The sequence below is a fragment of the Streptomyces sp. NPDC127098 genome (assembly GCF_042722465.1).
Taxonomy (GTDB): domain Bacteria; phylum Actinomycetota; class Actinomycetes; order Streptomycetales; family Streptomycetaceae; genus Streptomyces; species Streptomyces millisiae.
In genome coordinates this window covers 74707-92407 of the sequence record NZ_JBHXFJ010000007.1, presented here as the reverse complement: position 1 = coordinate 92407, position 17701 = coordinate 74707, and the positions used below count along the sequence as shown (strand labels likewise).

The following is a 17701-nucleotide window of genomic DNA, read 5'->3' as shown; positions in this document are numbered from 1 at the left end:
CGACAACGGCAAGCAGTTCACCGGCCGCTACTCCCAAGCCCTGCCTACCGAGGGTCATGTTCGAGTGCGTGCGCCGGGAGAACGGCATCAACCAGCGCCTGACCAGGCCTCGGTCGCCGACCACAACCGGGCGAAATCGAACGGTTTCACAAGACCCTGCGTCGAGCGATACTCGACCACTCCGGCCCATTCCCCGACCCGGCCGCCGCCCAGGACGCGACCGGCGCCTGGGTCCACGCCTCCCACCACACACGCCCCCACCAGGCGCTGGAGATGGCCACCCCAGCCCGGATCTTCCGCCCTCACACGCTCCCGGCCAGCACCTCGCCGGCGCCAGGCCGGAACTGTCGAGCCGACGGCGGAGCCGTCGGAACCCGTGCGGCTGCCGATGCTGCCGCCTCCGCGGCCCTCCGAGGAGGACAGCCCATTCCAAGCCGTGGAGTTCGAGGCCGTCGTCAGCCCCGGTCGACAGGTGAGCCTGCCACAGGGCCAGAACCTGAAGTTCAGCCCGACCCTGATCGGACGACCGAGTCGTCATCCACGGCCTCGGACCGCCCCCGCCCGCGCGGGGGTGAACCGGTCTGTGCCGAACACTGGCTCACCTGTCAGCGGCCGGTTCGGGATCCCCACGTACGGCCGGTTGTGATGTCACTTTTGGTCAGTGCCAGGCCACATCGGTCCGGGCACGGGCGATCAGCTGTCTGCGGAGTGGGCGTCGACGAGGAGTTGTGCCGTGAGTTCCACGCAGCGCATCCGGGCGGGAGAGAAGTCGTAGGGCATCTTGGCGGTCGCCGCGGAGGCGCTCATCGGCGCATCTTCCTCCCCCCGCAGGTCAGCGTCGTAGATCTCGAAGAGCTCCTCCTCAGCCATGTCGAGACCAGCTGCCTCGATGGCCTGCTCCAGGGCCATTTGTTGGGCACATCGCTGTACGGCGAGCTCTTCGACGCGCGGGTCGTCGGGTTCGACGCCGTCGTCGAGGGCCGCCTCGGCCGCGTCAAGACGGTCCTGCTCGGCCCGCAGGTCTGGGTGAGTAGCCAGCACGATGAACACGCTGGCCTGGATGGCGGCGCCCAGCGGCCCGAAGATCCGTTCCGTGACCAGCAGCGCTTCCACGTCCGACGGTCGCAGTGCGTCCGGGGGCAGGTGGCTGAGCCGGTCCGTGACCAGTGCGGAGAGCAGCCCCAGCGGACTACCCACCACCTGCAGGCGCTGGACAGCCGCGCGCCGACGCTTGATGGCGGTCTCCTGCGCCGCCAGGGCTTCCTCCAGCCTGCTCAGGATCTCCTCGATGTCCCGGGCCTCGTCGAAGGCGGCCCGCATGTCGTCCAGGCCGATGCCGGCCTCTGCCATCCTGCGGATCCACAGCAGGCGGATCATGTCGTCGTAGCCGTAGCGGCGGCGGCCGTCCCCGCCGCGCTCGGGCTCCGGCAGCAGACCGATCTCGTGGTAGTGGCGGATGGCGCGTGGGGTGGTCCCGGCGAAGGCGGCAGCATCACCGATCTTGACCCGGCGGGGAGGCGTGATGGAGGGGTACATCGCAGACGGAGCCTTTCGTGCTGTGGCGCCTAGACCACACCACATGCCGCTACGGCAGGTGCAACAACACCGTCTAGTGATTGTGAGCGTGCCATTCCTCCTCCCCGACTGAGAGCTCAAAACACCGCCCCGGACGGCCGAATCCTCCGCACCCTGCGGGACGGCATGCTGCACGAAAGCGGCTACGGCGAGGTCTGGGCACGGGCTCGCGAAGCAGTGCTGACGCCTGAGGAGTACGGGTCGGAGCTGGCGAAACGCCCCTAGGGTCTGTCTGATAATTCCCGGTGGATCAGCGAGCGGCGGATGGCGCCCGGCTGGCAAGGCGCCGGATCGCAGCTCGTACTTGGCCGTACTCGCGCGATTCGGCAACGCAGCCAGGCGGGATGCCAGCCGTCGCGAGCCCGCCGGGGATTGTCAGACAGGCCCTAGGACCTCCGATGCCTGCGTCTCGACCTGGCTCAGCGCCGGCGTGGCCCCGGGGACCGCCCGCCAAGCGCGTCGGCCAGGGCGTCACCGTGCCGCACCGCGTCTACACGAAGTTCATCAGGGACACCGACGACGCCGAACACGCCGAGATCGCGGCGCGCCTCGCCGCCGGAGCGGCGACCTGAGATCCGCGACAACGCCCCACGCTGCCCCACACGTGCCGGTCAGCTGACCTCACCGCACCGCCTCTGACCTGCGCCTTTCCCACCCCGAGCGGCCAAGGCCGCGCCGCTGGGGAACATCTGGGGGACAAACTCCGCTTCGCCCCTTCCGAAGGCCCCGTTCACCATTCCCCAAACAAGGCTTTCTTCCCCCAACTCCGCGCGGCCCTCCACTCCAACAACTGCTCCTCGACTCACGCCTCCGCGATGCCCAAGGGCATCGGGCTCGCCACAGTTGGCCGTCGATGCTCATGGTCACCGGTTCGCCCGTCCCGAAGCCGCGGTCGTCAACGGCTCGTCGCGGGCGGGGCCCCGACCGCCGAGCCGTCGAACGCGATAAGCGGGTCAGTCGGTTTGTCGCTGGCCGTGTGCTGCCTGACCGCTGGAGCCCAGTGATGAGGGCCGGGCATCGGATTGGCGCAGGAGGTCAATGGCTTGGCACGCATTGCTGTGTACCCGCTGCCAGACTTCACGGAACCATGGGCCGCATGAGGTGATCAGCCGCCCCTCACCGTCGGCGGAGGGCCGTGCTCAGGCGACGCCGCTCCCACCCCTCGGCAGGGTCGCGGCGGTGCCACCCGCGTGGGATTCGACTACGTCGGAGTTCGAATGGAACGCAGCATTCCCAGGTACACGCGTGAAGGCGTGCCCGACGCCGAGGCCATGTCGCACCCGTTCATGACACAGGACGGCCTGAGGCTGAACCTGACCCGCTTCAAGCGGGGCGAGTGCGATGACGTGGTCCTGCTGGTACATGGACTGACCGCGTCCGGCGACATGTTCATCATGCCGGAGCACTACAACCTGGCCCGTTACCTTCTCGACAACGGGTTCGAGGACGTGTGGACGCTCGACTCGCGGCTGAGCAACCGGTTCCCGTACAACACCGAGCCCAACCAGTACACCCTCGACGATGTCGCCCACTACGACTACCCGGCCGCGCTGGCCGAAGCGCGCCGGCACGTGGGGCGGCAGCGGCGGATCCATGTCATCGCGCACTGCGTCGGCTCGACCTCGTTCATGATGAGCCTGTTCGGGGGCGCCGTCTCCGGTGTGACCAGCGTGATAGCCCAGAGCGTGGCGCTGATCATGCGGGTGCCGAAGTGGTCGCGCTGGAAGCTGGAGTACGGTCCGGAAGCTCTCGAACTCGGTCTGGGACTCCCCTCCCTCGACCCGCGGATGGCCGATGCGACGCGGTTCAGCCGGGGATGGCTGCTGTCCCGGCTGGTGTCACTGGCCCATCAGGAGTGCGACAACCCGGCCTGTCACATGGTGAGTTTCATGTGGGGCACCGGTTGGCCGGCGCTGTACAGCCACGCCAATCTGACACCGGCCACCCATGACCGCGTCGCGGACCTTCTGGGCCCTGTCGGACTGCACTACTTCCGGCACATCCGGAAGATGGCCCGGGCCGGGCGCGCCGTGAAGTACGACGTCGGCGACCGGCGGCACGCCGACCTACCGGACGACTACCTGATGGACGCCGCGCGGCAGAGCACACCGGTTCTGTTCGTGACCGGCGCACACAACAACGTCTTCGGGGATGCGAACGTCGTCTGCCACCGGGTCCTCTCGCAGTACGCCCCCGACCTGTACGAGCTGGCGGTGCTGCCCGGCTACGGCTACGTCGACCCCTTCTGGGGCAAGGACGCGCACCGTGACGTGTTCCCGGTGATGCTCGACTTCCTGAAACGGCGGGCGAACTGACATGCCGGACCACGAGGCCCCCACCCCCTCGGAGCACGTGGACGCCGTGGTCGTCGGCTCCGGTTTCGGCGGTTCCGTGACGGCCTACCGGCTGGCCGAGGCAGGCCTGTCGGTGGTGCTGCTGGAACGCGGCCGTCCCTACCCACCCGGCTCCTTCGCCCGCACCCCGGCGGAGCTGGGCCGCGCGTTCTGGGACCCGGCGGCGGGTCTGTACGGCCTCTTCGACATACGCAGCTTCCGCAGGTTCGACTCCGTGGTGGCCAGCGGCCTTGGGGGCGGCTCCCTCGTCTACGCCAACGTGCTGCTGCGCAAGGACGAGCACTGGTTCGTCGACGAGCAGCCGCTGCCCGGCGGCGGGTACGAGTCCTGGCCGGTGAGCCGCGCCGACCTGGACCCCCACTACGACGCCGTGGAGCGCATGCTCGGCGCCACCCCCTACCCGCTGGACCGTCCCCCCTACACGCGCACGCCCAAGACCCACGCGATGCGGGAGGCCGCGGACACACTCGGCCTCGACTTCCAACTGCCGCCGCTCGCCGTCAGCTTCGCCCCCGCGCCCGGTGCCGACCCCGAACCGGGACTCCCGATCGACGAACCGGCATACGGCAATCTGCACGGCACGACCCGCAGGACCTGCCGGCTGTGCGGCGAATGCAACCTCGGCTGCAACGAGGGAGCGAAGAACAGCCTCGACCACACCTATCTCTCCGCTGCCCGGCACCACGGCGCCGACCTGCGCACCCACCACGAAGCACGGGCCATCCGCCCCCTCCCGCGCGGCGGTTACGCGGTGGACTACATGCGGTACGACCCGAACAGCACGGGCCGAGGGGTCGGCCATGGCGGTCCGCCGACGGTGGACACCATCGGCTGCGACCGACTGGTGCTGGCCGCCGGCACCTACGGCACCTCAACCCTGCTGCTGCGCTCCCGCAGACACCTACCCGGCCTGAGCCCCGCCCTCGGAACCCGCTTCTCGCCCAACGGAGACCTACTCGCCCTCCTGGTCAGGGCCGGGCGAGGCGGCCACCCGCGCCCTTTGGAGCCCAGTCGAGGGCCGGTGATCACCGCCGCGATCCGACTGCCCGACGAACTCGACGGCCCCGGTGCGACCGGTCGCGGCGGATACCTCGAGGACGGCGGATACCCCGCCTTCGTCGACTGGCTTGCGGAGGGCGCCCACCTCCCGCGGCACCTCTCGCGCGGCCTGCGCTTCGCGCTCGGACGGATCCTCGCGAACGCCACCCGCGCACCGGACACCCACCTGTCCCGGGCGGTTTCGGAACTGGTCGGGCAGGGCCTGCTCTCCAGCACCTCCATTCCACTGCTCGGCATGGGCCGGGACATACCGGACGGCGTGCTCCGGCTGCGCGACGGCCGGCTGGACGTCGACTGGTCCACGGCCACCAGCGCCGCGTACTTCGACCGGCTGCGCGAGACCATGCGGCAGGTGGCCGACGTCCTGGGAACCCGCTACGTCGAAAACCCGCTGTGGTACCGCAAGCGCGTCGTGTCCGTCCACCCAGTCGGCGGCGCGCCGATGGCACACCGCGCCGAGGACGGCGTGTGCGACCCCTACGGCGAGGTGCACGGCCACCCCGGACTCTATGTAGCGGACGGCGCGGCCCTCCCAGGACCGGTGGGCACCAACCCGTCACTCACCATCGCGGCACTGGCCGACCGCATGTCCACACACCTGCTGGAGAACCACTCCGCCACGCGTGCCAGGCGGTCGGTGAACCTCCCGCCCACCGCCACCGCATACCGCGACAGCACCTCCCTCACCTTCACCGAGCGGATGCTCGGCTTCTACACTCCCGGGGCGCGGAATCCGGGCACCGCGGGCACGACCGAGAACAGCGCCTGCCCAGCGCAACGGATCTCGGTGCGGCTGACCGTGACGATCGACGACGCGGACGACTTCCTGGACGAACCCGGTCACCAGGCCCGAGTCGACGGCTGGATCGACTCACCAGGCCTCGGCGGACGACGGCCGATCCAGCGCGGCTCGTGCCGCATGTTCTCCCCGGACGACGCAGCCGACGGCCGGACACTGACGTACCAGCTCCACTTCACCGACGCCGAGAACCGCCCCCACACCCTCACCGGCCGCAAGGAACTCACAGGCGGAACCCCGCTGAGTCTCTGGCCGGAGACGACCATCCTTCCCTTCAGGCTGCTGGACGGCCACATCCGAAGCCGGGAAGAACCACGGGCGACAGTAGTCGGGGCGGGGAGACTTAGGATTTCGGTCACCGACTTCCTGCACCAGTTGACGACCTTCCGCACCACCGGACCACGCGGCGCCGCCGCGCTCGACCGCTTCGGCCGGTTCTTCCTCGGCCGGCTCTGGCACTTCTACGGCCCAAAGGCTCGATGCCCCGGGGGAAGACGGAGCTGATCCCCGCCCGGCACCACCGGCCGGGCGGGGGCCGGGTTCAGGATCCGCTCACACGCGGGAGCGACCGGTCGCCGCATGGCCGCGGGCCTGACGGCGGTAGTCGCTGGGTTGGTCAGGTCGCGGCGGGCGTGCTCGAGTCGCTCCCGTCGGATGTGCGCGGTGACCGAATGCCCGTGGTCGTGGAAGACCGGGTGCGGGCTGCACGGGGAGATGTGGAGAGCGCGCTGCCGCGACTCCGGTGGCACCCTTTCCTGGTGCCCTCCGGAACATCCAGCACCAGGGCGATGTCACGGACGGTCAGATCAACGGAGAAGCGCAGCGTCAGGACCTGCCGCTGCGGAAGCGGCAGCTCCGCCAGGGCTTCGGACACGGCCAGCGCCAACGCCCGGTCCTCCTGCCCCGCTCTCGCACGGCGATACGTACCGGGTGCCCGCTGTTCGGTGAGCACGGAGAGCGCAACCGAGGCAGATGAAACCGGCCCGACTGCCGTCACCGCACGTCGCGACATGTCGCACCCGGCTCGCGGTCCAGCAGGCGCCGCGGCTCGTCCACCAGCATCCGGGCGATGCGCTCCGCCGGGACGCCGCGCTCCCGCAGCGCGGGAGCGATCCGTGCGATGAGGTAGCCGTAGCCGTGGCCGCCGTGTGCCTGGAGTTGCGCCTTCGTCCAAAGCGATCCGCCCAGGACGTGTCGCGACGACGGGTGCTCCGCGCAGAACCGGGCGAAGAAGTCCAGGCGTTCGGTGTCCGACGGATTGCGGACACGTCCGACGTGGCCCGCCTCCGTCCCGAAGCACATCTCGAGCACGGCGCCCGCGGCCGCGAGGTCGGCCCAGTACGCCGCGTCCATGTACTCGTCGGCGTTGGTGAGGACGACCCGCTCGGCCGGCAGGCCCTCGTCCGCGCACAGCGAGAGCACCTCGAGGCCGCGGGTAGCCTCGGGGTCGAGGCGTACCGTGACGGCGGCACCGGCCCGTACGGCGGCTCGCGCCGCGGCACGCAGCATGGCGCGCTCCGGCTCCGGCAGGTCCGCCGTCGTGCCCATGATGCCGAGGATGCCGGCGCGGTAGCCGGTGCCCGGCACCCGGTCGAGCAGCGCGCCGGCCAGGTGCTCCTCCAGCCTGTACTCGTCGAGTTCGGCGATCCAGCCGGGCAGGGTGGCACGGATGTAGGCACCGTAGCCGCACACGATGGTCATCCCCGAGCGCTGTGCCAGGTCGGGCAGGCCGGCGTGGTCGGGACCGAGGCCCCACGAGGTGGCCTCGACGAGCGAGTGCTGGCCGAGCGCGACGGCGCGAGCCAGTTCGGCGACGGCGACGCCGGGCTCGTCGAGGCGGAGGTTGTCGGCCAGCGCCAGCATGTTCCAGCGCAGATAGCCGAGTGTCTCGGGGACCACGCGATCCGCCGAAGGACCCGGCGGGGCGCCGTCGCGCCGCAGCGCGGAAGCGTCGCTGAGGACGTGGTCGTGCATGGACGTGACGCCCAGCCGCTCCGCCGGGATGGCTCCCAGCACGGTCTCGATCACGCTCGCCCCCTCAGTCCCGGATCTCGCCGCGCGTCTCGGCGACGGCGACCATCTCGAACACGTTGCCGCCCGACCGCGTAACGGATGAGCCCGGGCACGTTGACAGCAGCGGTGCGCGCTGCTCGGGGGTCGGGGTCGGGGTCATCGGCACGGAGTTCCCCCTCTAGGATGGATCCATTCCAAATGATATCGGATACACACGCCTGCGGGAGAGTACATGACCGGTGCGGAGCGGAAGGTCGGGGAGCTCGGGCTCGACATCCCCGACTACGCCCATCCCCCCTACGGCCGGCGATACGGCCCCATGAAGCCCTTTCACCGCATCGGCAACCTGCTCCAACTCAGCGGGTTGACCCCGGAGAACCGGGCCGGCGAGCGCCTGCACCCCGGCGTCGTCGGCGACGACGTCACGATCGAGCAGGGCTATGCGGCGGCACGGCTCACCGCGATCCACACGCTCGGGATGATCCGCTACGCGATCGGCTCGCTCGACAACGTCGCGGGCCTGTCCCGGGCGCTGTGCTTCGTGGTCTGTCCGCCGGGGTTCGAGCTGCTCCACGAGGTCTCCAACGGCGCCAGCGATCTCTTCCTCGAGGTCTTCGGCGGCGAGATCGGGAGCATGGGTCGCGCGTCGATCGGGGCCACGTCGCTCTCGCGCGGCAACTGCTTCGAGCTCTGGCTTGACCTGGAGTGCGTGCCTGGGTCGACCGCGTCATGACGCCGGGGCGCGACGTTACCCGGACGGTCACGTTCTGGCTCGTCTTCGCCGCCTCGGCGCTGGGCGCGACGACGAACGCGGCGAGTACGCCGATCATCCCCGTGTACGTCGAGCGCGTCCTGGACGGCGGGACGACGCTGTCCGGCCTCGTCATCTCGCTCGCGGCCGTCGCCTCGATGGTCGCGATGCCGGTCGCCGGAATGCTGGCCGACCGGCACGGGTATCGGGTGGTCGCCCTCGCGGACGGCGTGGTGGCGGCGCTCGGGATGGTCCTGCTCGCGGCCGTGCCGTCGCTGTGGGGAGCCGGCCTGGGCCGCGTGCTGTTCGGCCTGGGAAACGCCGCGGCGATGACGCTCGTCATGACCTGGCTCGTCGCGACGGCGCCCGCGGCGCAGCGCGGCAAGGCACTCAGCGTCTTCGGTCTGAGCGTGTGGATGGGGCTCGCCCTCGGCCCGCAGATCGGCGCGGCCGTGAACCAGGCGATCGGTCCCGCCGCCGTGTTCGTCGTGTGTGCCGTGTTCGAGTTGGCCACCGCCGCGCTCATCGCCTGCCTGCCGCGACCGCCGCGGTCGACGCCGGCCGATCCGACGTCCTCGACTCCTCAGCACGCGGTGGTGGTCCGGCGCGCCTTCCTCGCGGTATGGACGCCCGGCGTCGTCGCCGCGGCGGCCTGGTGCGGTGAGGGGCTGATGCTCGGCTTTCTCATCGTCCATCTCGAAGCCGGGGGCGTGCCGGCGAGCGGCCTCATGGGCGCGGCCTCCGTCTTCGTGGTCTTCTCCGTCAGTGTCATCGGGGCGCGCGTCGCCCTCGCGAGCCTGCCCGACCGCATCGGTCCGCTGCGTTCGACCGCGGTGTCGCTGTGCGCGCTCGCGGCGGGTCTGGCCACGCTCGGCCTCGCCCGCGGGTTCTGGGTCGCCGCGGTCGGCGTGGCCCTGATCGGCGTCGGCTTCTCACCGCTGTATCCGTCGCTGACGATGCTCGCCACGCGCGGCCTGACCGTCGGGAACAGGGCGCTCGGTCTTGGCATGTTCTCCAGCTTCACGAGCGTCGGCTACGCCGGCGGCGCCCTCATCGGCGGGCTCGTGATCGCCGTCGCGTCGACGACCTGGGCGTTCGTCCTCGTCGCCGGGCTGCAACTGGCGGCGTTGGCAACCGTGACGACCTTCACCCGCGACGCCGGCGCGCGGCGCGACCTCGCGGCGTGAGTCCGGGTACCGTCGGCGCCCTCAGAGGATCACGCGGCGACCGGCGCCGGCCGCGAGGGCGGGGCGGCGATGACGTGCACGCGCTCAGGATCGGGGCATGTGACGCGGACGCGCGTGCTCACCACCAGGGACGACGCGTCGACGGAAGGGGGTAGCGAGCACACGACCTTGCGCCCCGCGTCGGTCATCAGTTCCAGGCGGAATCTCGTGCCCTGGAAGCTCAGCAGGCGAATCGTGCCCTCGACATGCCAGGTGGGACACGGCTCGTCGACCGGGACCAGTTCGAGGTCCTCCGGGCGCAGCACGGCGGTGCCGTCGACCTCGGTGCCCCGCGAGTCGTCGAGGATGCGCCCGCCGGCCGTGGGCAGTAGGTTCGCCTCCCCGAGAAAGCCCGCGACGTACGCGTCGACGGGGTGCCGGTAGAGGTCCTCGGGCGAGTCCACCTGCACCAGGACGCCGTCCCGCATGATCGCGACGCGGTCCGACATCGTCAGGGCCTCCGTCTGGTCGTGTGTCACCGACACCGTCGTGATGCCGACCTCGCGCTGGATGCGGGTGATCTCGACCTGCATCTGCTCGCGCAACTGCTTGTCCAGTGCGGCCATCGGCTCGTCGAGCAGGAGAACACCGGGGTTCGCCGCCAGTGCGCGGGCGAGCGCGACACGCTGCCGCTGACCGCCGGAGAGTGACGCCGGGGAGCGGTCGGCCATGCCCGGCAGTTGGACGAGCGCGAGCATCTCCTCGGCGACGGCACGCCGCTCCTTGGCCGGGCGCCGCGCCGCGAGCAGCGGGAACGCGACGTTGTCGCCGACCGTCATGTGCGGGAACAGCGCGTAGGACTGGAACACGACACCGACATCGCGCTTTTGCGGCGGCCGCCTGCCGACATCAACGCCGTCGAAGGTGAGGCGGCCGCTGTCGACCGTCTGGAGACCGGCGATGACGTTCAGCAGCGTGGACTTGCCACTGCCGCTCGCGCCGAGCAGCGTGACGAACTCGCCCGGCCGGACATCGAGGGACACCCCCTTGAGCACGTGGTTGTGGCCCAGCGTGACGTGCACGTCCGCGATCGAGAGGGCGATGGTCATGGCGTGACTCCTTCCAGCGCGGCCGGCCGCTCGGTGGGTCGCGTGAACGCCGCGCGGCCTGCCCGGCGCCGCCTGACGGCATTGCTGACGGGAATGACGGCGAGCACCAGGACGGCGAGGACCGAGACCAGGGTGGAGGCCGCGGTCAGCTCAGGCGAGAACGCCTCCTGCGACGCGTTGAGCATCCGCAGCGGCAGCGTCTGCTCTCCCGGCGGCATGAGGAAGACCGCGAGGACGACCTCGTCGAACACGACGACGAAGGCGAACAACGCGCCCGACAGCAAGTACGGCGACAGTGCCGGCAGTTCGATCTTCCAGAGGATCAGCGGCCACCGCGCGCCGAGCGTGCGCGCCGCGGGACGCAGCGCGGGGTCGATACGGGCGATGCCGCCGGAGACGATGACGAACACGTACGGCAGGGCGATAAGAGCGTGCCCGAGGATGAGTGGGACGAACGTGCCGCGCAGAAAGCCGAGGTCCATGGTGACGCCGTGGAGCCCGACGGCGTAGGCGATCGGCGGCAGCGCGATCGGGAGGATGAACAGCGTGCGGATCCAGCGCCGCGCCACCGGGTTGCGCACCCTCGTCAACCCGAGCGCACCGAGCGCGCCCAGGACGGCGGCGATGGCGGTGGAGACCGTCGCGGTCCACAGGGACAGCCGGAACGACTCCAGCCACCGGCTGTCGGTGAGCACCTCGGCGTACCACTGCGGCGAGAAACCCTGGGGTGGGAACAGGATGAAGCTGCCCTCGGTCCAGGAGGTCGCCACGAGGACGAGGAACGGGACGATCAGGAGCAGGCTCGCGAGCACCGCCACCACGACAACGGGCACCCGGTACCAGCCGAGACTACGGGCGACGATCGTGCTCATCGCGTCATCCCCACTTCTCGCTGACCCTGAACAGACGGTCGGCGATGAGGTAGACGATCATCATTCCTCCCACAAGCAGCATGCTCATCGCCGCACCGATGTCCGGCCGGTTGGCCTGGCTCATCTGGGCGTTGATGACGCCGGACACGGTCATGTTGCCGGGCCCGCCGAGCAGCAGCGGCGTGACGTAGAAGCCGAGCGACATGACGAAGACGAGGACGCCTCCGCTCAGTACCGACGGCAGGATCTGCGGCCAGGTCACGGCACGGAACGTCAGCCACGGGCCGGCTCCGAAGATCGTCGCGGCGTTGAGCTGCTCGCGGTCGATCGACTGGAGCGCCGACATCACCGGCAGCACAGCGAACGGCAGCATGACGGCCACCATCGCCGGATACATGCCCAGCGTCGTCTGGTAGAGCTCGATCGGCTCATCGGCCAAGCCGAACAGGCCAAGAAGCCAATAGATGGCGCCCCGGGGCAGTTCGAGCAGCATCCAGCCGAACGAACGCACCATGATCGACGTCCACAGCGACAGGACCAGCGCGGCGAGCAGCGCGAACCGCAGCCAGGCCGGCGACGCGACGACGGCCAGGGCATAGGCGGTGCCCTGCACCATCGTCAGGACCATGACGACGACGGCCATGATCACGGTGCGGGTGAGCGAGCCGGCGAAGGCTGGCACGTCGAACGCGTCGGCATACGCCGATCCGCCGCCCTCCAGCGACCGGGTGACGAGGGTGATGAGCGGCCAACCCAGCGCGAGCGCGAAGAAGATCAGCGGTGGCCACAGCAACCACCGGGACTCGGCCTTGGTCATACCCGGCGGCCGGGGCGCCGGGGCCTCTCCGCGTACGCGCGGCACGGCCATCACCGGCTTGCTCACGTCCTCACGTTCCTGATCAACGGTGCTCGGGGGTTTCGGGGTGGTCCGCGCCGGCGTCGTCATCGGTGCCTCGTCAGCCGGCCAGCCAGGCCGTATAGGCCGTCAGCAGGTCTTCGTAGTTCTCGCCGCGCCATTGGTCGTCCCAGCGCAGCATCTGGTCCTCGTGCTCGGGCGAGTTCACCAGATTCTCCGCGACATCGTCGGGGAGGTGGTCGAAGACCTCGGAGTTCACCGGGCCGTACAGTGTGCGTTCGGTGAAGCTCGCCTGCCGCTCCGGGTCGTTCATCCAGCCTGCGAGCGCGATGACGGCGTCCCGGTCGCTCGACGCGCTGGGGAACGCGAAGCCTGACGGCACGGCAAACGCCTGGTTCCACTGGATCGTGACGTCTTCGCCGGCGTTCATGAGAGCCGTGTACTGGCCGGTCACGGTCACGGCGATGGCGGCGCTGCCGCTGACCAGCAGCTGCTGCACCTCCGGGTAGGCCTGGTAGAACACCAGGTCGTCGCGGATCGTGTCGAGCTTGGCCTCGGCCCGCTCGATGTCGAGTGGGTACAGGTCCTCCGGCGCCACACCGTCGGCCAGCAGCGCGATCTCGTACGACGCGTCGAAGCTGCCCGGCGCGCCCGGCCAGGCACGCGTGCCGGGATACGCCTCGGTGTCGAAGAAGTCCGCCCAGGTCTGCGGGCCGCCGTCGGGGAAGGTGTCGGTGAGCCAGCCCTGCGCGATCCCGAAGACGAAGCCGCCGACGAAGTACGGGCGCAGTTCCTCGGGCAGCAGATCGCCTCGCACGTTCTCGGGGAGCTCGACGAGGTTCTCGACGTGGCTCAGTGTCTCGGCGGCGCTGGACTGGAAGACGTCGTACTCGCCCTCGTCGCCGCTGAGCATGCCCATGTAGATCGCGTCCTCGATCGGGACGGAGACGACCTCGACGCCGGTCTCGTCCTGGAAGTCGTCGAAGTACGCGGCCTGCCGGCTCTCGTTGGTCGGTCCGCCGAAGTCGGCCCAGATGATCTCGCCGCTGAGTCCCGACGCCGGGTCGCCGGAGCCGGCGCAGCCGGCCGCGAGGGCGGTGACCACTACGAGCGCGGTACCGGCCATCGTGGCACGGCGCATGCGGATGATGCTTGCCATGGGAAGCGGGTCCTCCTCGGTGGCCGAGCGATGGATCCAATCTAGGCGCCTGTGGATCCTTGCGGGTGTCCGAGATGTTTCGCCTCTGCAACATCGCCCTGGCTCCGGATCGGGGCGCCCGGCCCGCCCCACGTCGGGCGGTGGCGAGGTGGCGGTTGAGGCAGCCGGTCCGGGCCCGTCACCAGCCGCGCTGGCGCTTCGCGGGGAGCAGTTCGGCCGCCGTGACGGCCATCGTGTCGTCGCCGCGCGTCACCCACACACGTGCCTCGGGCCAGTAGTCGCTGAGCAGCTCGGCGCATACGCCGCACGGCTCGATCACGTGCTGGGTCCCGATCGGACGACGAAGCACGCTCACACAGCTCACCACCACCGCCGGGGCGGCGCCGGTCACCGCGGCGTGCGACACGGCGTTCCCGGCGGCGACGCCCTCGGCGCACACCGCCCCGCGCCGCGAGGACGCGTCGACGTGCACGCCGAGATGCACGGACCCATCGCTGAGCCGCATCGCGGCGACAACCTCGTGCCTGCCGGTCACGTATACCCGGTCGAGGAGGGCGAGGGCCGCCTCCATCAGCTCGGCGTCGTCGTCACTCATCTCCGGCGGTCGAGTCAACGGCGGCCTGCTCACGGGAGGTGGCCGCCCTACGCGGTGATGCCGAGCAGCTTGGCGTAGTTGCCGCCTTCGACAAGGGCGCGGTCGGCCTCGTCACGAATGGCCTTCCTGATCTTCAGCCGCTCGATGTCGAAGTCGGAACCGGGCCACTCCGTGCCCATGAGGATCCTGTCCGGACCGAGCCGCGCGTAGGCGCGTTTGACGTCGGCCATGAGCGTCGCCGACGTCTCGAGGTAGACGTGCGGCTGGCGTTCGGCGACGGTGATCGCCTCGGGCACATTCCAGACCGCGCCCATGTGGGCGATGATCGTGGGTACGTCCGCGTGATCCTTCGCGATCTCCTCGATGGCGAAGGGCGCGCAGAACGCGTCGTCGAGCGCGTTGATCAGCACGACCATCCCGTGTTCCGCGCACTGACGGAAGACCGGATCGAGCAGACCATGGTCGGCGACGTGATAGCCATGCAGGCTGGGATGCAGCTTGAGCCCCCGAATGCCCGCCGCGGCGAGGCGGCGGATCTCGTCGAGAGCGTCGTCCGACTGCGGCATGACCTGACCGAATCCGATGAACCGGTCCGGGTACGCATCCTGCATACCGATGATGAAGTCGTTCTCGATCCGCTGCGAGAGCGAGCACACCATAGCCATGTCGACGCCGGCGGCGTCCATGCTGTCAAGGATCCGCCGCGGGTCGAAGGGCACGTACGCGGGCGGCTGCTCACCCGCGCGGACTCCGGTGAGGTAGTCCGAGCGCCCACGGACATCCTGGGTCGTGTTGTACGCGTCGATGATCATCAGCCGGCCAGCCACTCCGTGTAGGTGTCGAGCATCGCCTGCTTGTTGTCCGCGCGCCACTGCTCGTTCCACGGGATGACGAGACCATCATGCTCTGGCGAGTTGGCCAGGGTCTCGGCGAACTCGGGGTCGAGGACGTCGAACACCGCGGAGTTCACCGGGCCGTACCCCGTGCGCTCGACGAACGTCGCCTGGTTCTCCGCGTCGTTCATCCATTCGGCGAGAGCCGCCACGGCGTCGGAGTTGCTCGACTCCGGTGGAATGACGAAACCCTGCGGCGTCGTGAACGCCTGGTTCCACTGCACGGTGACATCCTGACCGGCGTTGCGCAGAGCATTGAACTGGCCGGTCACCGATACGGCGATCGACGCGCTTCCGCTGACGAGCAGTTGCTGCACCTCGGCATAGGACTGATAGAACACGAGGTCGTCGCGGATCGTGTCGAGCTTGGCGACAGCCCGATCGAGATCGAGTGGGTAGAGGTCCTCGGGCGCGACGCCGTCGGCCAGGAGCGCGATCTCGTACGACGAGTCGTAGAACGCCGGCGCACCCGGCCAGGCACGCGTGCCGGGATAGGTCTCGGTGTCGAAGAAGTCAACCCAGTCCTGCGGACCGCCGTCCGGGAACGTGTCCGTCAGCCACCCCTGCGCCATGCCGAGGTAGAAGCCGCCCAGCAGATAGGGACGCAGTTCGTCCGGCAGCAGGTCAGACTGGGCTGACTCCGCCAACTCCCGCATTCCATTGGGATAGTTCAGAACCTCGGCGGCGCTGACCTGGAACGCGTCGTAGTCACCGGCCTCGCCCTCGAGCATGGGGTAGGAGATGGAGTCCTCCGTGGTCACAGAGGTCACCTCGGCACCGTACTCGTCGGCGAACCCGTCGAAATACGCGATCTGACGGCTTTCGTTGGTGGGGCCGCCGAAGTCGGCCCAGATGATCTCGCCGCCGATGCCGCCGTCGGCGGTGTCTCCCGACGTGCTGGAGCAGCTCACGGTCAGAGCACCGACGCTGATCAGCGCGACGCCCGAGGCGACGAGCCGCCCACGGAAACTAAGGGTCATGTCAACGTGCTCCTCCGAAGCGACCACCGGGCAAGTTGGATCCAAAGTACATCCTCTTGGATCCTTTGACTACCGCCAGCTTTCACATCGGGGGACGGCGGCCGATGTGGCCGAGCACGGCCTCGATTCCCGCCGTGGCGCAGAGCAGCGCGAACTCACCCCGGTGACGCCCGACGGCCTGCAACCCGACCGGCAGCCCCGCGCTGAATCCACCAGGTGTGACGACAACGGGGTGCGCTGTGACGGTGAATCGGTTCGCGAGCATCTGCCAGCGGAAGTACCGGTCGTACTCGACACCGCCGACCCGGTCGACCCATTCCACCTCGGCGGGCGGGGCGACGACGGGCGTCGCAGGCGCGATGAGCACGTCGAAGTCGTCGAACAACCGCTCCGTACGGCGGAAGATCTCGGTGCGCGCACGCAGCGCGTCCGCGAGTTGGCCCGCCGTGAGCCGCTCGCCTTGCCGGATGTTGCGCAGCAGGTCGGGGCGCATCACGTCGGGATGCCGCGCCGCCTCCTCGCGGCCGAAGGCGAAGAAGTTGAACATCTCGATCGTCTCCCACGCCTCCTCGGCGTCGGCGAGCTCGGGCTCCAGGTCGGTGATCGGATACCCGGCGGCTGCGAGCGCGTCGCGGGCGGCCGCGTGGGCGGCGGCGACCTCCTCGCTGATCGGCACGCCGCCCGCCGTCGCACTCCAGCCGATACGCACGTGCGGCGGGGCACTCGAGGCGACTTCAAGGAAGCGCGCGGGATCCTCGGGGATCGAGATCGGGGCGTAACGGTCGGCGCCGCTCATCGCCGCCAGGCCGAGCGCCGCGTCAAGGCTCGACCGTGCCATGGGGCCGAGCACGCCGTGTGCGGTCCAGCCGTTGTCGGGGCGACCACTCGCTACCCGGCCGGGTGTCGGGCGCACCCCGACGACGTTACAGAACGCCGCGGGGTACCGCAGGCTGCCGCCGCTGTCGGAGCCATCGGCGATCGGCAGCATGCCGACCGCGAGCGCCGCGGCCGCGCCGCCGCTCGAACCACCCGCGTGGCGTGAGGTGTCGTACGGGTTGCGGCAGACGCCGTGCAGCGGGTTGAACGTCAGGGTCCCGAGCCCTTGCTCGGGCGTAGCGGTCTTGCCGATGATGATGGCGCCCGCCGCGCGAACGCGGCGCACCATGAGGGCGTCCTGGGTCGCTGCCGGAGCGTCGGCGTAGGCGGCGGAGCCGTGGCTCGTCGGCAGCCCCGCGACGTCCATGAGGTCCTTCACGGCAGTGGGGAGTCCGTGCAGGACGCCCACCTCCTCCCCCCGCGCCACCGCGCGGTCGGCCTCGCGAGCCGCCGCCAACGCCTGCGACTCCGGGACCATCGAGACGATGGCGCCCACCCTGTCGTTCGTCTCGGCGATACGGTCCAGGTGGGCGCGCATCACCTCCTCGGCGGAGATCTCGCGGGTGCGGATGCCACGCGCCAGATCCGCGGCGCTCCACCAGTGCAGCGGGCTGTCGGTCGTCCCGGTCGTCATGTGGGTGTAT

17 protein-coding genes and 1 pseudogene are annotated in these 17701 nt (G+C 69.9%); 6 read left to right on the top strand and 12 right to left on the bottom strand.

Translation table 11 applies throughout. From position 1 onward, the window contains the following. Window positions 1-132: 132 nt before the first annotated feature. Window positions 133-273 (top strand): annotated as a pseudogene (locus ACFWI8_RS07350) (integrase core domain-containing protein); the annotation flags it as partial. A gap of 420 nt (window positions 274-693) precedes the next feature. Here ACFWI8_RS07350 and ACFWI8_RS07345 read toward each other — a convergent pair. Further along, window positions 694-1536, bottom strand: coding sequence for a MerR family transcriptional regulator (locus ACFWI8_RS07345; protein ID WP_387086895.1), 843 nt, complete (start codon window positions 1534-1536; stop codon window positions 694-696). A gap of 437 nt (window positions 1537-1973) precedes the next feature. Here ACFWI8_RS07345 and ACFWI8_RS07340 point away from each other — a divergent pair, with 437 nt between their 5' ends. The 3 genes from ACFWI8_RS07340 (at window position 1974) to ACFWI8_RS07330 (ending at window position 6291) form a co-directional block, all read left to right on the top strand. After that, on the top strand, window positions 1974-2147 hold the full coding sequence (locus ACFWI8_RS07340) for a hypothetical protein (RefSeq protein WP_387086893.1): 174 nt from the start codon (window positions 1974-1976) through the stop codon (window positions 2145-2147). 645 nt (window positions 2148-2792) lie between these two features. Then, window positions 2793-3890 carry an alpha/beta hydrolase gene (locus ACFWI8_RS07335; protein WP_387086891.1) on the top strand — a complete coding sequence of 366 codons (1098 nt, stop codon included), beginning with the start codon at window positions 2793-2795 and terminating at the stop codon, window positions 3888-3890. 1 nt (window position 3891) lies between these two features. Beyond that, complete coding sequence (locus ACFWI8_RS07330; RefSeq protein WP_387086889.1) at window positions 3892-6291, top strand: FAD-dependent oxidoreductase; 2400 nt, start codon at window positions 3892-3894, stop codon at window positions 6289-6291. A 112-nt stretch (window positions 6292-6403) separates the two neighbouring features. Here ACFWI8_RS07330 and ACFWI8_RS07325 read toward each other — a convergent pair whose 3' ends face one another. The 3 genes from ACFWI8_RS07325 to ACFWI8_RS07315 are packed head-to-tail and all read right to left on the bottom strand — an operon-like array spanning window position 6404 to window position 7960. Next, window positions 6404-6799 (bottom strand): sigma factor-like helix-turn-helix DNA-binding protein, encoded by a 396-nt coding sequence (locus ACFWI8_RS07325; RefSeq protein ID WP_387086887.1) that lies wholly within the window; start codon window positions 6797-6799, stop codon window positions 6404-6406. Beyond that, window positions 6781-7815, bottom strand: a complete 1035-nt coding sequence (locus ACFWI8_RS07320; protein ID WP_387086885.1) for a hypothetical protein — start codon at window positions 7813-7815, stop codon at window positions 6781-6783. Before ACFWI8_RS07320 ends, ACFWI8_RS07325 begins: the two co-directional genes overlap by 19 nt. 10 nt (window positions 7816-7825) lie before the next feature. Continuing rightward, a complete protein-coding gene (locus ACFWI8_RS07315) occupies window positions 7826-7960 on the bottom strand; it encodes a hypothetical protein (protein ID WP_387086883.1) in 135 nt (44 codons plus the stop codon). Window positions 7961-8032: 72 nt separating this feature from the next. Here ACFWI8_RS07315 and ACFWI8_RS07310 point away from each other — a divergent pair, with 72 nt between their 5' ends. Continuing rightward, window positions 8033-8533 carry a RidA family protein gene (locus tag ACFWI8_RS07310; protein WP_387086881.1) on the top strand — a complete coding sequence of 167 codons (501 nt, stop codon included), beginning with the start codon at window positions 8033-8035 and terminating at the stop codon, window positions 8531-8533. Then, window positions 8530-9738, top strand: coding sequence for an MFS transporter (locus tag ACFWI8_RS07305; RefSeq protein ID WP_387087036.1), 1209 nt, complete (start codon window positions 8530-8532; stop codon window positions 9736-9738). The genes ACFWI8_RS07310 and ACFWI8_RS07305 overlap by 4 nt, the downstream gene beginning before the upstream one ends. A 29-nt stretch (window positions 9739-9767) precedes the next feature. Here ACFWI8_RS07305 and ACFWI8_RS07300 read toward each other — a convergent pair whose 3' ends face one another. The 8 genes from ACFWI8_RS07300 to ACFWI8_RS07265 all read right to left on the bottom strand — a co-directional run bounded on the left by ACFWI8_RS07300 (window position 9768) and on the right by ACFWI8_RS07265 (window position 17691). Continuing rightward, on the bottom strand, window positions 9768-10826 hold the full coding sequence (locus ACFWI8_RS07300) for an ABC transporter ATP-binding protein (protein WP_387086879.1): 1059 nt from the start codon (window positions 10824-10826) through the stop codon (window positions 9768-9770). Beyond that, the gene (locus ACFWI8_RS07295) at window positions 10823-11698 is read right to left on the bottom strand and encodes an ABC transporter permease (protein WP_387086877.1); all 876 of its coding nucleotides are present in this window, start codon (window positions 11696-11698) and stop codon (window positions 10823-10825) included. The genes ACFWI8_RS07300 and ACFWI8_RS07295 overlap by 4 nt, the downstream gene beginning before the upstream one ends. Before the next feature lie 4 nt (window positions 11699-11702). Further along, a complete protein-coding gene (locus ACFWI8_RS07290; protein ID WP_387086875.1) occupies window positions 11703-12581 on the bottom strand; it encodes an ABC transporter permease in 879 nt (292 codons plus the stop codon). A gap of 73 nt (window positions 12582-12654) precedes the next feature. Then, window positions 12655-13713, bottom strand: a complete 1059-nt coding sequence (locus ACFWI8_RS07285) for an extracellular solute-binding protein (protein ID WP_387086873.1) — start codon at window positions 13711-13713, stop codon at window positions 12655-12657. Between the two features lie 178 nt (window positions 13714-13891). Continuing rightward, window positions 13892-14308: a cytidine deaminase gene (locus ACFWI8_RS07280; protein WP_387086871.1), complete on the bottom strand. Its 417-nt coding sequence runs from the start codon at window positions 14306-14308 to the stop codon at window positions 13892-13894. Window positions 14309-14355: 47 nt separating this feature from the next. Next, window positions 14356-15120, bottom strand: coding sequence for an amidohydrolase family protein (locus ACFWI8_RS07275; protein WP_387086869.1), 765 nt, complete (start codon window positions 15118-15120; stop codon window positions 14356-14358). After that, on the bottom strand, window positions 15120-16181 hold the full coding sequence (locus ACFWI8_RS07270; RefSeq protein WP_387086867.1) for an extracellular solute-binding protein: 1062 nt from the start codon (window positions 16179-16181) through the stop codon (window positions 15120-15122). The genes ACFWI8_RS07275 and ACFWI8_RS07270 overlap by 1 nt, the downstream gene beginning before the upstream one ends. Window positions 16182-16263: 82 nt before the next feature. Then, window positions 16264-17691 carry an amidase gene (locus tag ACFWI8_RS07265; RefSeq protein WP_387086865.1) on the bottom strand — a complete coding sequence of 476 codons (1428 nt, stop codon included), beginning with the start codon at window positions 17689-17691 and terminating at the stop codon, window positions 16264-16266. Between the last annotated feature and the right edge of the window lie 10 nt (window positions 17692-17701).

Coding starts and splice junctions, on each gene's coding strand:
- ACFWI8_RS07345 (WP_387086895.1), bottom strand. CDS start 1,536: ATGTACCCCTCCATCACGCCTCCCCGCCGGGTCAAGATCGGTGATGCT.
- ACFWI8_RS07305 (WP_387087036.1), top strand. CDS start 8,530: ATGACGCCGGGGCGCGACGTTACCCGGACGGTCACGTTCTGGCTCGTC.
- ACFWI8_RS07270 (WP_387086867.1), bottom strand. CDS start 16,181: ATGACCCTTAGTTTCCGTGGGCGGCTCGTCGCCTCGGGCGTCGCGCTG.
- ACFWI8_RS07280 (WP_387086871.1), bottom strand. CDS start 14,308: ATGAGTGACGACGACGCCGAGCTGATGGAGGCGGCCCTCGCCCTCCTC.
- ACFWI8_RS07330 (WP_387086889.1), top strand. CDS start 3,892: ATGCCGGACCACGAGGCCCCCACCCCCTCGGAGCACGTGGACGCCGTG.
- ACFWI8_RS07315 (WP_387086883.1), bottom strand. CDS start 7,960: ATGACCCCGACCCCGACCCCCGAGCAGCGCGCACCGCTGCTGTCAACG.
- ACFWI8_RS07325 (WP_387086887.1), bottom strand. CDS start 6,799: ATGTCGCGACGTGCGGTGACGGCAGTCGGGCCGGTTTCATCTGCCTCG.
- ACFWI8_RS07275 (WP_387086869.1), bottom strand. CDS start 15,120: ATGATCATCGACGCGTACAACACGACCCAGGATGTCCGTGGGCGCTCG.
- ACFWI8_RS07285 (WP_387086873.1), bottom strand. CDS start 13,713: ATGGCAAGCATCATCCGCATGCGCCGTGCCACGATGGCCGGTACCGCG.
- ACFWI8_RS07295 (WP_387086877.1), bottom strand. CDS start 11,698: ATGAGCACGATCGTCGCCCGTAGTCTCGGCTGGTACCGGGTGCCCGTT.
- ACFWI8_RS07310 (WP_387086881.1), top strand. CDS start 8,033: ATGACCGGTGCGGAGCGGAAGGTCGGGGAGCTCGGGCTCGACATCCCC.
- ACFWI8_RS07265 (WP_387086865.1), bottom strand. CDS start 17,691: ATGACGACCGGGACGACCGACAGCCCGCTGCACTGGTGGAGCGCCGCG.
- ACFWI8_RS07300 (WP_387086879.1), bottom strand. CDS start 10,826: ATGACCATCGCCCTCTCGATCGCGGACGTGCACGTCACGCTGGGCCAC.
- ACFWI8_RS07335 (WP_387086891.1), top strand. CDS start 2,793: ATGGAACGCAGCATTCCCAGGTACACGCGTGAAGGCGTGCCCGACGCC.
- ACFWI8_RS07340 (WP_387086893.1), top strand. CDS start 1,974: ATGCCTGCGTCTCGACCTGGCTCAGCGCCGGCGTGGCCCCGGGGACCG.